The sequence below is a fragment of the Rhizobium sp. ZK1 genome, assembly GCF_047782645.1.
Lineage (GTDB): Bacteria > Pseudomonadota > Alphaproteobacteria > Rhizobiales > Rhizobiaceae > Rhizobium.
Window position 1 is genome coordinate 2,260,140 of record NZ_CP180586.1, and the last position, 14,891, is coordinate 2,275,030.

Sequence of the window (14,891 nt, forward strand, 5' to 3'; positions counted from 1 at the left end):
TCCACGTCACCCCTATGCCAAGACCAAGCCTGAAGCCCAGCCCCGTTTGAGGTGCGCGACATGACCAGAACCATCTTCGTCCTCAACGGACCGAACCTGAACCTCTTGGGCGAGCGCGAGCCCACCATCTACGGCTCCACGACGCTTGCCGATATCAGGCAGATGTGTCTCACCAAGGCCAAGAGCCTCGGCTTCGAAATCGACTTCCGCCAGACGAATTTCGAGGGCGAGCTGGTGGAAAGCGTGCATCAGGCCCGAAAGGAGGCCTGCGGCATCATCATCAATCCCGCCGCCTACACCTTCACCTCGATTGCCCTGCTCGATGCCCTGAAAACCTTCGATCCGCCGAAGATCGAGCTGCATATTTCCAATGTCCATGCCCGCGAGGAGATCTACCATAAATCCCTCGTCTCGCGCATCGCCACCGCCATCATGATCGGCTTCGGCGCCCGCGGTTACGAGCTGGCGATCGAGGCTATGGCCGGCATGGTGGGAGCCGCGAAAGCATGAACTACCAGCTGGATTTCACGCCCGTCATCGACGGGTTGCCGAGCCTGCTGCTCGGCTGTCTCGGCACCTTCCTGCTCGCCATCTGCGGCATGGTGCTCGCCATCGTCATCGGCGTCGGCGGCGTGGCGCTCAGGGATTCGCATATCAAGGCGGTGCGCTGGCTGGTGATCGGCTTTGTCGAGCTCATCCGCAACACGCCCTTCCTTGTGCAGATCTTCTTTCTCTTCTTCGCCTTGCCGCTGATCGGCATCCGCCTCGATCCGACGCCGACGGCGATCATCGCGCTCGGCATCAATGGCGGCGCCTATGCGATCGAGATCATCAGGGGCGGCGTGCAATCCATTCCCAAGGGTCAGATGGAAGCGGGCCTGGCGCTCGGCCTGCACAAGGCCCAGGTGTTCCGGCTGATCATCCTCAAGCCAGCGCTGAGGGCCATCTACCCGTCGCTGACCAGCCAGTTCGTGCTCTTGACGCTATCGACCAGCATCTGCTCGGCCATCTCGGCCTATGAGCTGACCTCGGTGGCGCAGCGCATCGAATCCGACAGCTTCCGCAGCTTCGAGGTCTATTTCACCGTCACGGTGTTCTACCTCGTCATTTCCTGGCTGATGATGCGCCTCTTCGCGCTCTTCTCGGCCCGCTATTTCACCTATCCGGTCAAGTGAGGGCACCATGGGCAGCGAAGAATTCATCTTCCTTCTGATCGGCCTCAAATGGACCGTTCTTCTCTCCGCCGTCGGCTTCGTCTGCGGCTGCATTGCCGGCCTTGCCGTGGCGCTGGCCCGCACCTCGGGCATGCCGTGGCTGGAGCGGCTGACCTCAGCCTATATCGCCGTCTTCCAGGGCACGCCGCTCCTGATGCAGCTCTTCGTCACCTATTACGGGCTGGCGCTGATCGGCTTCAAGCTCGATGCCTGGGAAGCGGTGGCGATCGGCCTCACGCTGCATGCCAGCGCCTATCTCGGTGAGATCTGGCGCGGCTCCATCGAGGCCGTGCCGCGCGGCCAGACGGAGGCGGCCAAGGCCCTCAGCCTCAAATATGTCTCGCGCATGAAGGATGTGATCCTGCCGCAGGCAATCCGCATCTCGCTGCCGGCAACGATCGGCTTCCTGGTGCAGCTCATCAAGGGCACGTCGCTCGCCTCCATCGTCGGCTTCACGGAACTGACGCGCGCCGGCAACATCATCTCCAACCAGATCTTCCAGCCGCTGACCGTCTTCGCCATCGTCGGCGCCCTCTATTTCCTGATGTGCTGCCCGCTGACGATCATCGGCGCGCGCCTGGAGCGGCGCTTCAACGCCGCCCATGCGCGCTGAGCACACTGCGATCGGAACCAACACCATGACCATAGCAACCGCACCCGCTCTCAACGCCGCCACAGGCGAAACCATGATCACCATGAGCCATGTGGAGAAATGGTACGGCGCCTTCCAGGCCCTGCACGATATCAATATCGAGGTGCACAGAGGCGAGCGCATCGTGCTCTGCGGCCCCTCCGGCAGCGGAAAATCGACGCTCATCCGCTGCATCAACCATCTGGAGACCTATGAGAAGGGCGAGATCCGCGTCGGCGGCATATTGCTCGGCAATCAGGCCAAGGCGATCGACGCCATCAGGCGCGAAGTCGGCATGGTCTTCCAGCAGTTCAACCTCTTCCCGCACCTGACCGTACTGCAGAACTGCATGCTGGCGCCGATGCGCGCACTTGGCGTGACCAAGGCGGAAGCCGAAGAACGCGCCCGCACGCTTCTGGCCCGCGTAAAAATTTCCGAACAGGCGGAGAAATATCCGGTGCAGCTCTCAGGCGGCCAGCAGCAGCGCGTGGCGATCGCACGCGCGCTCTGCATGCGCCCCAAGGTGATGCTCTTCGACGAGCCGACCTCCGCGCTCGACCCCGAAATGGTCAAGGAAGTGCTGGATACGATGATCAGCCTTGCCGAGGAAGGCATGACGATGATCTGCGTGACCCATGAAATGGGCTTTGCCCGCCAGGTCGCCAACCGGGTGATCTTCATGGCGAGCGGCGCGATCGTGGAAGAAGCCCCGCCGGCGGAATTCTTCACCAATCCGCGCCATGAGCGCACCCGCAAATTCCTCGGCGAAATCCTGCGCAATTAGGATCGGAAGGCCACTGTTCATGCCCGAACCGTTTCGCACACGCCCGCTCGAAATTGCCGTCATGGGAGCCGGGCTGATCGGCCGGCGCCGTATCGTCAGCGGCCACGAGGGGCTTGCCGCACTTGAAGTCATCGAGGCGATCAAGCAATCCGCCCGATCAGGCAAGACCGTCTTCCCCAAGAGAGCAGCGGGATCACATCCATGATTAGCGGCACCACACGGCTGATCGCCCATCTCGGCTACCCGACGGAAAGCTTCAAGGCGCCGCTGATCTACAACCCCTATTTCGAGGAACAGGGCATCGACGCCGTCGTCGTGCCCATGGGCTGCAAGCCCAGGGATTACCCCGATTTCCTGAGGCTGCTCTTCCGCCTGTCAAACATCCACGGGGCGCTGATCACCATGCCCCACAAGATCACCACGATGGGCCTGCTGGACGAGATCTCCACCAACGCCCGCGTCGCCGGCTCCTGCAACGCCGTCAAGCTCGGCGCGGACGGCACGCTGATCGGCGACATGTTCGACGGCGAAGGTTTCGTGCGCGGCCTCGAGCGCAAGGGCCAGACCATCGCAGGCGCCAGCGCCCTCATGATCGGCGCCGGCGGCGTCGGCTCGGCCATCGCAGCATCGCTGGCCAGCGCCGGCCTCACCCACCTCGCCCTCCACGATGACAACGAGGCGGCACTGGACGGCCTGAAGACCCGCCTCAACACCTGGTATCCGGAAATGCAGGTCACGACCGACGGCAACGACCCCGAAGGTTTCGACATCGTCATCAACGCCACGCCGCTCGGCATGCGCAAGGATGATCCCTTGCCGCTGGATGTGACGCGGCTTTCGGCGGGGACCTTCGTGGGTGAAGTGGTGATGAAGGAGGAGATTACGCCGTTTCTCGCCGCAGCAAGGGAGAGAGGATGCCGGTATCAGGTGGGGACGGATATGCTGTTTGAGCAGATACCGGCTTATCTGGAGTTTTTTGGGTTTGCGACGACGACCGCGGAGGAGTTGAGGCGGGTGGCGCGGTTGTAGTGGGCTGCCAAAGCCCGCCGCCCACTCATCAAGTAGTAGGGCGATTGCCCGTTTGAGATTCGCGGTACGCGGGCCTGTGCAAGCACTTAGAGGCCACGACCAAATTATAAGCCCTCACGGTGCGGATGGAGTCGAGGTACTCATTCTCGTCGTAAACTACGTCACTTAAAAACAGGCGCGCAATCTTGTCTTGTGACTGAAGCATGAGCTCCTCTTCCGGCGAAAGCGGCAGATCATTGAAGAAATTCATAGCGTTGTAATTTCTGAAGTAGGTCTCGTTGCCGCAAGCATATTTCATATCATGCTGAACATAGAATTTGGCGATGGGAACCGCGATCCGATTAAGAGTATGAGATTGCTCGTATTTTCCAAGCCACCGGAGATACTCGACCGGATAAGTGACAAACAGTAACACAGGGCAGAAGATCATAAAGGCCAATGCCGCGAACAATACCTTGCGCACGATTGAGTAACATCCTCTCTGAAACACTATTAGCGGGGACCATCTAGGCCGATTAGCATATCAGGGTGGCGACGGCGCTACAGAAAACATGCCAACCGACCGCCCCATCATCAAAAGCCTACGCGTCGTTAATCCTAGAGTGAGGTGGAGGCCGGACGTTGTCACGCATATTTTGGCGTGCAATTCTGCCGCGCAAGCTTTTTCGATAGGGTATACATGCCTGTAAAAACTCTTCCCTCTCCGCCTTGGTGGAGAATAGCGGTTGCGTTGATCGTGGTTCCCTTGATCGCGTCCTTCGCATACGCTGTTTACAACCCCGCGTATCAGGGCCTGCCGGATATGATGGAGCGCATTGTCCGAACAACTGAAGTCGTCGCGGTCATCGGTGCGTATCCGCCAACTCTCGTATTGGGAATTCCATTGCTGCTCTATTTCAGGGGACGTGTACGGCCGTCCCTTGCAAATTGCGCGATGGTTGGGGCCTTTGTGGCGACCGTCCCCTGGATGTGCCTGGTTGTATTTTCAGGCCCGGATCAGGCTTCTATTGATGACCACATCACCTACCAAAACGGAACGATGACATGGTGGGGATTTCTGGAGGCCCTCCAATGGCTCGGAGAGACAGCTGTATTCGGCATTGCCGCCGGTGGACTGTTCTGGCTGGTGGCCGCCGCAGGCATCAAAATACAGCCCGTTTCCGACACGGCTTCTGGCAAAGTGTTTGAGTAGGCGGTCTCTCGATATTGTCAGATACCCACCACCCCATCGCCGATTGAGGTCAATCCTCGTCCAAAAGACGCAAACCCTCATCGGTCCAGAACCCGCCCCATGGTTCCGGCTTGACCAAACCGTAGGATACCAGGACTTCGACGGCGTTTTCGCCGGCGCTCATGGACTTGTGAACTAGCCCTTCCCGACCGTCGTCCAAGTACTGGTAACACATGGAGGCAAGAGCTTTTAATATAGTTCTTTCTTCAGCCGTCATTGAACCCTGTGCTCCTCGGCGTGGCAAAATCTTGTGACGCTGATGGTTATAGGACATTCTCACTACCCACCACCCCATAATCGGGTGAGAAATATGGGCCGCTTCAGTGTGTGTGACCGTGGTTATGCAAAGGCGGAGACTTTTATGCTAGGTCACTACTTTAGCAAAATCTACTTTGTTAGGCGCTAATGCGAATCCGGTGGATGATACTAGTGACCATGACGAGCCTGTTGATGTGGGCCAGTCTGATTGAGGTAGCCTCCGTGCTTCTCCGAGCCACGGTGCGTGAGAACCTGGAAATTGCACAAATGGAGTGCCGGCTTTACCGGAACTTCATCTGAAACCCAACCGCCCCATCATCGTCTGCTGGGTACTCTACATCGTGAAAGACTCAGATCCCCTCCGGCATCTGGCGGTAGCTTTTGGGCTGGTGAACATTCCTCACCTCAAATCAGTCATTCACCGCGCAGACGCGCGGTGGCTGGATCTCTGTGACAAGCACAGAGATGAGGGTGGAGAGGGTTGCCGCCTCGGCGCTGTTGCCGGCAGCGACCCACCCCGCATCCTCACCTACAACTTACACCCCTTCGAAAGCGCCGCACTCTCCATCGCCGACACCTTCCCCTTCGACACCGCGACCTCGCCCTCCTTGTCCCCACCGGCCACGCTCCCGATCGGCACACCAACCAGAAACACCCCGAAAGCATCCCCATTGGCCGCCGAGATCTGCTGCTTCGACAGGTCGTCGAGCTTCTTCTTTTCCGTGGTGTGGAGCTGAGCGATCCGCTCACAGCTGAGATTAGTATAGGCCTGCATCGGGATATCGGCCTGGACGATGGCGTCAGGTCTTTTCGCGCAGGAGGTGAGTGCTGCGGCAAGAGCCGCGGCGAGAATGATTTTTTTCATGAGATAACCCCAGTTAGCAGCCGATCTCTAGCATTGCCGCCCGCCTGGCGCGAGTAACGCGCAAGAACAACCACAGAAGAATTCCGGGGCGCGGCGGGTAGCGCCGGGCAGCCTCTTGTCCGGCAATGGCAGGTCTTCGCCACTTGAGCGCCCGGATGACTGGCCGGATGACTGACTTGTGCGGCTCCTCAAAAAGCAGTTAGCTGCGAGCGTTGGGGACGCTCATTCCTGCGCGGCCGGAAAGCCCGGATAGGCCCGGGCCGATGATATGGCGCTGAAACGCGTCCGCTTTTCGAGGGAAAGCGCGTGCACTGGTCCAAACCCCTGAGGTTGCATCTCGGCGTGCTGGTCGTGGCATCGCTGCTCTGCACGTCGATACCGATCATCTGGATGGCGTTCCGCAGCGGAAGCGACGCGGCGGTGCAGGCCGGCGCCCGGCAGATGCGCGAGATGAGCCAGCTGCTGATCGAGGGATACCGCAATACGCTGCAGCGCGGCGTGGAGGCGGTGGCCTTCGCCTCCGCCCTGCCGCAGCTCACCTCCCCGCCCCCGCAGGATATCAAGGCAAAACAGGAATTCTTTCTGGAAGTCCTGCGCAATGTGCCTGACGCCACGAGCGTCTATGCCGGCTACCCTGACGGCTCCTACCTGCAGTTCATCAACACCGTAAGGCAGGATGTCAGGCGCACCCTCGCCGCGCCCGAAGGCACAGCCCTCGCCATCCGCACGATTGCCCGCAGAGACAGCCCCGATCCCATATCGACGCTCCAGTTTCTCGATGGCGAGGCGAGCCTGCTCGAGACGCGGGATGTCGACTATGCCTCCTTCGATCCGCGCGAGCGCCCCTGGTATCAGGCCGCCGTCCAGGATCGCGCGCCGGTTTCCGTCGGCCCCTATGTCACGGGAACGCTCAACGTTCCGACGCTGACGATCGCCGCCCCGATGAAGGACGATACCAAGGTGATCGTCGGCATCAACATTCACCTGCAGACCGTCAGCCGCCTGCTCGATGCGCGCTCGATCTCGCCGCGTGCCCGCGCCTATATCATCGATGCCGGCGGCGATCTCGTCGCCCATTCCGATCCCGACATCATGGACAGGATCATCGACATCTGGTCGAGACGCGCCGGCTCCCTGCATGCAACGGCCAACGGCTTCGACACGAGCCTCGAAACGGTGGACAGGCTGCGGGAGGATCCGGCCTTTGCCACTGGCGGGCTCGCCCGCATCGATCTCGATGGCGAGACCCATCTCGTGCAGATCGCCCCGGTCAGCGTCGACGGCCTGTTCAAGGCAAGTGCCGCCGCCATCATCGTGCCGATGGAGGATCTGGTGGCGGAAGCCAACCGGCTGCTCGTGCGCAACCTGCTGGTCGCGAGCGCCTTCCTGATCGCCGGTGTCGCCGCATCGGTCACACTGGCGCGCATCGTCAGCCGCTCTCTCAATCGGCTGGCTGACGAGGCTCGCCGGATCGGCGATCTCGATTTCGGCGAGAAGCCTCCGACGCATTCCTGGATCACCGAGATCAACACGCTGGGGACCGCGCTCGCCGCCAGCCGCCATGCCATCAGCCAGTTTGCCCTCTATGTGCCGCGCGAAGTCGTGAGGCGGATCGTCAACCCCGAAGGGCGAGCGGTCGCCAAGGCCAGGCGCCAGGACGTGACCGTGCTCTTCACCGATATCAGGGATTTCACCACCATATCCGAACAGCATTCGCCCGAAGACGTGGTCGATACGCTGTCGGCCTATTTCGAGATCCTGAACACAACAGCCGAACGCAATGGCGGCACGGTCGTGCAATATCTCGGCGACTCCATCTTCGTCATGTGGAACGCCCCCGTTGAAGATGTTGATCATGCCGAACATGGCTGCCGCTGCGCGCTCGCCATGAAAGCCGCGATCGACGATCTGAACTAGGAAAACAGAGCAAACGGCCGCCCCGAACTCGTCACCCGCTTCGGCCTCCACACCGGCCCCGCCGTCGTCGGCAGCTTCGGCGCGCTCTCGCGCCAGCAATATACGGCCATGGGCGACACGATCAACGTCGCCTCGCGGCTGGAAGGGCTGAACAAGCAATACGATACGTCGATCCTGGTGAGTGCCGCCATCCGCGACGCGGTCGGCGCGCGGTTCGAGCTGCGGTCGCTGGGCCTGGTGCAGCTCAAGGGGCGAGCCGAGAAGGTCGATCTGTGGGAGTTGGTCGGGGAGAGTGGTGGCCGCAACTGACGTCCATGCTGTCGGGCGACGCTCGGCTTGAGCGGAACCTGCCCGAGCACGAAAAAGCCGCCAACGGATGTTGGCGGCTGATCAGGAGAAAGAATTGAAAAGGGTGTTCCGACTCAAGAAAAGGCACCCTTTTCGCGCTGATCCTGGAGTCGTCAGCCGGACAAAAATAAACCGCCAGATCGCCGCCTTCAATCGGACCAAAGTCCCACCCTCCTGCCTTTTTTGCCGGCCAGTGGACGGTGAACGACCCGCCAGCGAAAACCGCCCGAACTCGCATCACATCAAAGCGCAGACGCCCCTCACGACAGCGCAAATATCCTCACCTGCCGCCCGATGCCCCTGTGAAAAATTGACGGGTTCTGTCATTCCACTCACACAGTCCTATATCTTCAACACCGGAGCAGACCACCGCACACCGGGCACCTCCCGCAAATGGTGTCGCAATGACATATGAAGCCGACATGGTGATAGTGTGGGATCAGGTCTCACGAGGAGTAGCGATTGTCTTTCGGGGTAAGCCACACTATCTGGACGGGCCTTTCTCGGACAAAAGGAGCGGGATACGTGCTGCAGAATGGTACTGCACCCGATTGGGATGGCGTGACGCAAAGGTTAAACGACGTCCGGTGCCTGCCCCAATCATCATTTGAGCGAGAACGAATACCCGCACGGTCTGCTCGCTTGCGAGGGAAATCTCCAGCTCTGTGACCCTATTATTCGACTGGCCGTAAATTCGACTGGCTACCTAGCAAAAAGCCTGAACGCGTAACAGGTAATCCATAGCGCAACGTCTGCTGTCATAAATCCTCGCCAAGAGCGCCTTCTCCGATTCCGCTGGAAAACAGTTGACCCCGCGTCCTCCGACAATCGCCGTCTGACTGACGAGTTGCCGGGTTATTTTGTCGACTCTGTTTTCGGCGAACTTTAGATTTTTCTTTTGGGAACGTTGATTTTTCATCTGCTTGATTGGCCGGAAAGCCATCTGACTACGGTCATTCATCTGAAAGACCTCCTCCTTTGTTTCGAAGAAAAGGGTTTGAGTTGGCGGCGCGGGCTCCAGGACGCTCAGGTGCCGGAACAGAACCACAGACGGACCACGCACGACGTCAACCACGTCCCGTATACCGGCGAACGATTTCGGCTGCCCCTTAAAGCCACGACCATAAGCAACGGGCGTTATCGGAGTTGCGAGATCCCGAGTTTGATAACCTTGATCAAATCCGTCATCCGCTCGCCGCGGCTATTCTGGTATTCTTCCAAGCTCGGGATACTGACGGTGGCATCGGCGAGCGCAGAAATATGATTGTCTTGCACAACCTTGACGCCCAGAGCCCAAATCCGGTCAAAGAGCAGCCGGTCTAATTCTTTATCTGACATATGATCCACTGGCTGCTCGATCGTGAAGAGGAAGTCGGGCGAGGAGAAAGGTTACGAGGAGCCCAGAAGAAGCGAACGCGACCGAGTTGACTCCGCGGCCATTTTGCTCACGGCACGCGATGCATCCAACGGTCCTCACCCAAGGCTTGGTCAAATCATAGGTACCGTCACAACAAGGACGCCGATGAGCGCAGCTGTAAGCACCGATGTTTCGATCAGAAAGATTGCGATTTGCCTTCCCGTCAGGCCAGGAAAAAATTGCTGCATGATTTATTCCTTCTTGAAAAATTTTATTCTACAAGCGCACCGTATCATTGTTTGGCGCCAAATATTTTTTTATTTTCGAAAATACTAAAGTTTTTTAGCGGCAAACGTTTGGCTGCTGCTCGCGGACCGGTCCGACGACGCGGCGCTCACGACAGCGCAAAAATCCTGACTTCCCGCCCGATGCCATGAAGCTCCTCCATCCGCGACACCGAACTGATGCCGCCGTCGCGCAATATTTCGGTGACCTGCTCGTTGCCGACCACCGCCTCCGTCGTCAGGATCACATGCGGTTCGGCGAGCTCCTGCACGCGTGAGGCGATGTTGACAGTCTGGCCGAAATAGTCCTGCCGGTCGTTCATATTGACAGCAAGGCATGGTCCCTCATGGATGCCGATCTTCAGGAGAAGATCCTCGCTACCGCGCTCAGTGTTCAGCTGCAGCATGGCTTCGCGCATCCGAAGTGCTGCCGCCACCGCGCGGTCCGGGCTCGGGAAGGTCGCCATCACGGCGTCGCCGATGGTCTTGACGACGGCGCCAGCCTCGGCCGCGACGATCTCGTTCAGAACCCTGAAATGCGTGCGCACCAGATCGAAGGCCGAGAGATCGCCGACGCGCTCGTAAAGGGCGGTCGAGCCCCTGAGGTCGGTGAACAGGAATGTCAGGCTGGTGATCTTCAGGCGCTGGTCGACGTCGAGCGTATCGGTCCGGTAGATGTCGCGAAAACTCTGGTTCGTCAGAAGCCGCTTGGCCGTTAGGAAAGGCCGCCTGTGGCCCAATATGTCGTGCAGTTCGTCTCCCGCGATGCAGACATTCGGCAGCACCCGGCGATCGGTGTGGTTTTCCACCGTCAGCCGCAGCGGGCCGGGGCGCAGCGAAATCGTTTCGTTCGGCGCATGCCCGTTGCTGAGGACCATCGAGAGGGTCTGCCGTTCGTCCGTCGGTTCGCCCTGCACGTCGATGAACTGCGCAGAATGCGTCACCGCATCGAAGATAATGACGAACGCCGCCGGCAGATGCAGCGAGACGAGAGCCCTCTCGCCCGGCTCCAGCTCGACCTCCTCCAGAAGGACGTGCGCGAACCTTTCTTCGAGATTGTCAGGCAGGTCGACGCCGGTGCTGAAGAAGATCTGGCGGTAATATTCGAGCGAAGGCAGCCGGTCGGGATCGTGGGCGGCGATCCTGCGCACCCGCGGGCTGATGGTGAAGGTGACCTCGACCATCTCGTCGAGGGTCGGCTCGTAGCCTGCCGCACAGAGCGCGCAGTGATAGCATTCCCGGTCGACGGTTTTGAGCGTCGCGCCGCTGTCGAGCACGCCGCCGCATCCGGGGCAAAGCACGTTCCAGGTCATCTCGAACGCGCCCATGCGGGCTGCATGGAGAAGCGCCGCGATCACCTTCTCCTCGTCGAGACGGTGTGCCGCAGCAAAGGCCAGTGCATTGATGCGGTTGAGATCGCGATCGGCGCCGTGCCTGACGACATTTTCGATACAGTCGACCGTCTCGGGATCGGCCGCCTGTCGTAGGGCTGCAAAAAGCACGTCCATTTCGCTCATCGGACAAGTCTCTGTGGGCGCTACGCCACGCCGGACAGCGCCGGCGATAATTATAACACGAGAGTTTCCTGATAGAAATCTTAGCCGGATGTAGCGCTCAAACTTGGAGGCGCCAATCTCTTCATTGCGCTGAATCAAGGTCGAAACGACAAGGTTTCGGCAAGCTGAGGATCGGCATTGCGCCGGGAACCGGTGCGACCCACGTCCCGTGTCTACAGTAACATACGTGGCAGTCGCGCCGGTTCATGCATAATTGCAGGGTCTGTCTCGCGGGCATATCCGGGCGGCGACCGGGCACTACAGCATCGGCCCGAAAATCGGGATCGATTTTCGGAAAGCCTGATGCGCAGATTCAAAGAGCTAGAGTATCCTCTGTGCGTCCGGATGGACGCACAGCGCTCTAAGGGGGCCGAACATGGGCTGGAACCGGCTGTATAGCCTGAAGAGCTACATCAAGTCGTCGCTGTGGCTGGTGCCGTTCATAGCCCTGCTCCTCTATATCCTGGCGATCCGCACCGTCTCTCTGCTGGAGCCGTGGCTTGGCTGGATCGAACCTTGGCCTTGGGGCATGGATGGCACCCAAAGGCTGCTCGAGACGATCGTTACGATGACGCTGACATTCGTCGTCTTCACGTTCGGCTCGCTGCTGGTGGCGATCCAGATTGCTGGCGGCCAGCTGACGCCGAGGATCATTGCGACGACGTTGCTGAGCGACAACGCCATCCGCTTAACCGTCGGGCTTTTTACATTCACCCTGCTCTTTTCGACAGGCGCACTGATACGGCTGGAAGCCGCCGTACCGCAGACCATCGTGGAGATCGTGGCCTTTCTCGGTTTTCTGTCCATCGCCGCCTTCCTCTATCTGATCGATTACGCCGCCCGTCTGCTGCGTCCCGTCAGCATCGTCCTGCGCGTCAGCGAGGAAGGTCGCGCTGTCATCGAAGACGTCTATCCCGCGATGGCAAAAGCCGAAGCCGACACGGTCACCACGCACCTGCACCCCGACACCGTGCCGGACAGGGTCATCCTCTACAAGGGGCGTCCCGCCATTGTGCTTGCCGTCAACAAAAGCCGCCTTCTTGCGCAGGCCGAGAAAACCCGCTCCGTCATAGAGCTCGTCCCGCGCATCGGCGATTTCGTCGCCTCCGGCGAGCCCCTCTTCCGGCTGTACGGCATCCTGTCACCGGACGAAGACAAGCTGAAATCGCTGATTGCCTTCGGGCCGGAACGCACCCTCGAACAGGACGCGACCTTCGCCTTCCGGATCATCGTCGACATCGCGATCAAGGCGCTTTCGAAAGCCATCAACGATCCGACAACGGCCGTGCTCGCGATCGATCAGCTGCAGCGCCTGCTCTGCTTCGTCGGCAAGCGCGACCTCGGCAGGGAGGAGATCTTCAATCCGGCCGGCGAATTGCGGCTCATCTGCAGGACCCCGGACTGGGAGGATTTCGTAAAGCTGACCTTCAGCGAAATCAGGCTCTACGGCGCCGAAAACTTTCAGATCGCCCGCCGCCTGCGGGCCGTGCTGGAATATGCGCTGCAGGTCCTGCCCGAATTCCGCCGGCCTGCCCTTGAAACGGAAATGGCTCTGCTGGATCGATCGCTCGCCAAGGTCTACGACTTTCCGGAGGATCTGGAGCTTGCCAGGATAGCGGACACGCAGGGCCTCGGCGGTTCGAAATCCCTTCCCCCGAAAGCGCAATCCGCAACCGGCTCCGTCACCCCTTTTCGCCCCTTGTAGCGGGCAGGAGCACACACGCAAAAGGCCGGGTACGAAAGCAGCTTCCAGACCCGGCCTCCCTTTACGTCCCGACGCCTATTCCTGAATATCGGGCTCGACGAGACGGGCGAGGTTGCGCAGCGATTCCTGCCAACCGAGATAGCAGGCCTCCGGCGGGATGAGGTCAGGGATGCCGGCCTGCACCACATGGAGTTCGGTGCCGACCGAAACCTTCGTCAGGGTCACCGTCACGTCCATTTCGCCGGGCAGGTTGGCGTCGTCGAACTTGTCGGTGTAGCGAAGCTTCTGGCCGGGAACGAGCTCCAGATACTCGCCGCCGAAGGAATGGCTGTGGCCGGTGGTGAAGTTGCGGAAAGACATCTTGTGTGTGCCACCCACGATCGGTTCCAGATGGTGGACCGTGCAGACAAAGCCGTTGGGGGGAAGCCACTTGGCAACGGCATCGGCTTCCAGGAAGGCGCGGTAGACCTTGTCCGGAGTGGTTGCCAGGACGCGGTGAAGGCGAATTGTGCTTGGCATGATGATTCTCCCTTTGGATTGAACTTTGGCAATACCTCTAGGACGGGCCTGATCTGGCCGATCCGACACGGCGCTCGATTTTTTTGCTTCCGCCCTCTCGTCTGCCCGCGATGGAGGACCGCATCCCGACCTTCCGCCGAGGCGGTGCATGTTTCAAGCTTGCTAATTGGAAAACAGCCGATCGGGCGTGGATGGCTGTCGGTATTGGCCTGCCTCAAACGTTCTTTGGTCGACGAGGCAACGCCTTGTAAATCGAAACGACACCCACGGAGATTGAAAACATGGCGCTCAAGCGGATGGACAATGTAGGAATCGTCGTCGAAGACCTGGATGTGACGATCGATTTCTTTCGCGAACTCGGCCTCAATCTCGAAGGACGGGCCATGATCGAGGGAGAATGGGCCGGACGCATCACCGGACTGGGCGATCAGCGTGTCGAGATCGCCATGATGCGCACACCTGACGGACACAGCCGGCTGGAACTCTCCCGCTTCCTCGCGCCTGCCGTCGTCGCGGATCACCGCAACGCCCCGGTCAACGCGCTCGGCTACCTCCGCGTCATGTTCGCCGTCGATGATCTCGATGACACGCTTGAAAGGCTGCGTGGGCGCGGTGCCGAACTCGTCGGCGAAGTCGTCCAGTATCAGGAGGCGTACCGGCTCTGCTATATCCGCGGGCCTGAAGGGATTCTCATCGGGCTCGCCCAGGAACTCGGCTGAGCGCAATATCGATCGGGCGCTTCGGTGCTCCGCCCCTCACCCGCTCTTCCCCTGCCGCGCCGCCTTGCCGGCACTCGCCCGCTTGCCCGCCACCTCCACCAGCCGGCGAAAGGTCGGGCATTCCATATGCGAGGGCGCCGGGCATTCGGCCACGTGCCGCAGCGTGTCGCGCAGCGCAGAGAGCTGGCGGATCTGGCGGTCGATCTCGTCGGCCTTCTCTTGGAGCGTTGCGCGCGGCAGATCCGGGCCGCCGGTCCCGCCGAACATGCCGGAAATTTCCGTGAGCGAGAAACCGGCCGTCTTGCCCATCGAAATCAGCGTCAGCTGCAACAGCACCTCCGGCGGAAACTGCCGGCGCAAGCCATGGCGGAACACTGAGGTGATGAGCCCGACTTCCTCGTAATAGCGCAGCGCCGAAGGCTTGATTCCGCTTCGTGCGGAGACCTCTCCGATATCCAGAAATTTCATGCTTGA

16 protein-coding genes and 1 pseudogene are annotated in these 14,891 nt (G+C 60.1%); 10 read left to right on the plus strand and 7 right to left on the minus strand.

The genetic code is table 11. The features are described from left to right. The first annotated feature begins 60 nt into the window (after positions 1 to 60). The 6 genes from aroQ (at position 61) to ACK9YZ_RS11710 (ending at position 3,658) form a co-directional block, all read left to right on the plus strand. Positions 61 to 510 (plus strand): type II 3-dehydroquinate dehydratase, encoded by a 450-nt coding sequence (gene aroQ, locus ACK9YZ_RS11685; RefSeq protein WP_416063906.1) that lies wholly within the window; start codon positions 61 to 63, stop codon positions 508 to 510. Further along, entirely contained in the window at positions 507 to 1,175 is a 669-nt protein-coding gene (locus ACK9YZ_RS11690; RefSeq protein ID WP_416063907.1) for an amino acid ABC transporter permease, read from the plus strand. The genes aroQ and ACK9YZ_RS11690 overlap by 4 nt, the downstream gene beginning before the upstream one ends. Positions 1,176 to 1,182: 7 nt before the next feature. Beyond that, positions 1,183 to 1,827: an amino acid ABC transporter permease gene (locus ACK9YZ_RS11695; protein WP_216758743.1), complete on the plus strand. Its 645-nt coding sequence runs from the start codon at positions 1,183 to 1,185 to the stop codon at positions 1,825 to 1,827. Between the two features lie 73 nt (positions 1,828 to 1,900). Further along, a complete protein-coding gene (locus tag ACK9YZ_RS11700) occupies positions 1,901 to 2,629 on the plus strand; it encodes an amino acid ABC transporter ATP-binding protein (RefSeq protein ID WP_416066729.1) in 729 nt (242 codons plus the stop codon). 19 nt (positions 2,630 to 2,648) lie between these two features. After that, a complete protein-coding gene (locus tag ACK9YZ_RS11705; RefSeq protein ID WP_416063908.1) occupies positions 2,649 to 2,834 on the plus strand; it encodes a hypothetical protein in 186 nt (61 codons plus the stop codon). After that, positions 2,831 to 3,658 carry a shikimate dehydrogenase family protein gene (locus ACK9YZ_RS11710; RefSeq protein WP_416063909.1) on the plus strand — a complete coding sequence of 276 codons (828 nt, stop codon included), beginning with the start codon at positions 2,831 to 2,833 and terminating at the stop codon, positions 3,656 to 3,658. The genes ACK9YZ_RS11705 and ACK9YZ_RS11710 overlap by 4 nt, the downstream gene beginning before the upstream one ends. Positions 3,659 to 3,686: 28 nt before the next feature. Here the strand turns inward: ACK9YZ_RS11710 and ACK9YZ_RS11715 are convergent, their stop codons facing one another. Then, the gene (locus ACK9YZ_RS11715; protein ID WP_416063910.1) at positions 3,687 to 4,121 is read right to left on the minus strand and encodes a hypothetical protein; all 435 of its coding nucleotides are present in this window, start codon (positions 4,119 to 4,121) and stop codon (positions 3,687 to 3,689) included. 273 nt (positions 4,122 to 4,394) lie between these two features. On the opposite strand from ACK9YZ_RS11715, the gene ACK9YZ_RS11720 reads away from it, so the two are divergent. Then, complete coding sequence (locus tag ACK9YZ_RS11720; RefSeq protein ID WP_416066730.1) at positions 4,395 to 4,850, plus strand: hypothetical protein; 456 nt, start codon at positions 4,395 to 4,397, stop codon at positions 4,848 to 4,850. Between the two features lie 826 nt (positions 4,851 to 5,676). Here the strand turns inward: ACK9YZ_RS11720 and ACK9YZ_RS11725 are convergent. Further along, on the minus strand, positions 5,677 to 6,012 hold the full coding sequence (locus ACK9YZ_RS11725; protein ID WP_416063911.1) for a hypothetical protein: 336 nt from the start codon (positions 6,010 to 6,012) through the stop codon (positions 5,677 to 5,679). Between the two features lie 306 nt (positions 6,013 to 6,318). Between ACK9YZ_RS11725 and ACK9YZ_RS11730 the strand changes: the two are divergent. Beyond that, positions 6,319 to 8,238 (plus strand): annotated as a pseudogene (locus ACK9YZ_RS11730) (adenylate/guanylate cyclase domain-containing protein). Positions 8,239 to 8,983: 745 nt separating this feature from the next. Here ACK9YZ_RS11730 and ACK9YZ_RS11735 read toward each other — a convergent pair. The 3 genes from ACK9YZ_RS11735 to ACK9YZ_RS11745 form a co-directional block, all read right to left on the minus strand. After that, a complete protein-coding gene (locus ACK9YZ_RS11735; protein WP_416063912.1) occupies positions 8,984 to 9,238 on the minus strand; it encodes a hypothetical protein in 255 nt (84 codons plus the stop codon). 176 nt (positions 9,239 to 9,414) lie between these two features. Further along, positions 9,415 to 9,615: a hypothetical protein gene (locus tag ACK9YZ_RS11740; RefSeq protein WP_416063913.1), complete on the minus strand. Its 201-nt coding sequence runs from the start codon at positions 9,613 to 9,615 to the stop codon at positions 9,415 to 9,417. 413 nt (positions 9,616 to 10,028) lie between these two features. After that, positions 10,029 to 11,435, minus strand: a complete 1,407-nt coding sequence (locus ACK9YZ_RS11745) for an adenylate/guanylate cyclase domain-containing protein (protein ID WP_416063914.1) — start codon at positions 11,433 to 11,435, stop codon at positions 10,029 to 10,031. Between the two features lie 415 nt (positions 11,436 to 11,850). On the opposite strand from ACK9YZ_RS11745, the gene ACK9YZ_RS11750 reads away from it, so the two are divergent. After that, the gene (locus ACK9YZ_RS11750) at positions 11,851 to 13,179 is read left to right on the plus strand and encodes a DUF2254 domain-containing protein (RefSeq protein ID WP_416063915.1); all 1,329 of its coding nucleotides are present in this window, start codon (positions 11,851 to 11,853) and stop codon (positions 13,177 to 13,179) included. A 75-nt stretch (positions 13,180 to 13,254) separates the two neighbouring features. On the opposite strand, the gene ACK9YZ_RS11755 is transcribed toward ACK9YZ_RS11750, so the two are convergent. Continuing rightward, positions 13,255 to 13,698 (minus strand): SRPBCC family protein, encoded by a 444-nt coding sequence (locus ACK9YZ_RS11755; RefSeq protein WP_216758756.1) that lies wholly within the window; start codon positions 13,696 to 13,698, stop codon positions 13,255 to 13,257. A 281-nt stretch (positions 13,699 to 13,979) separates the two neighbouring features. On the opposite strand from ACK9YZ_RS11755, the gene ACK9YZ_RS11760 reads away from it, so the two are divergent. Next, the gene (locus ACK9YZ_RS11760; RefSeq protein WP_416063916.1) at positions 13,980 to 14,417 is read left to right on the plus strand and encodes a VOC family protein; all 438 of its coding nucleotides are present in this window, start codon (positions 13,980 to 13,982) and stop codon (positions 14,415 to 14,417) included. Positions 14,418 to 14,453: 36 nt separating this feature from the next. On the opposite strand, the gene ACK9YZ_RS11765 is transcribed toward ACK9YZ_RS11760, so the two are convergent. Beyond that, positions 14,454 to 14,885 (minus strand): helix-turn-helix domain-containing protein, encoded by a 432-nt coding sequence (locus ACK9YZ_RS11765; RefSeq protein WP_416063917.1) that lies wholly within the window; start codon positions 14,883 to 14,885, stop codon positions 14,454 to 14,456. Positions 14,886 to 14,891: the final 6 nt, after the last annotated feature.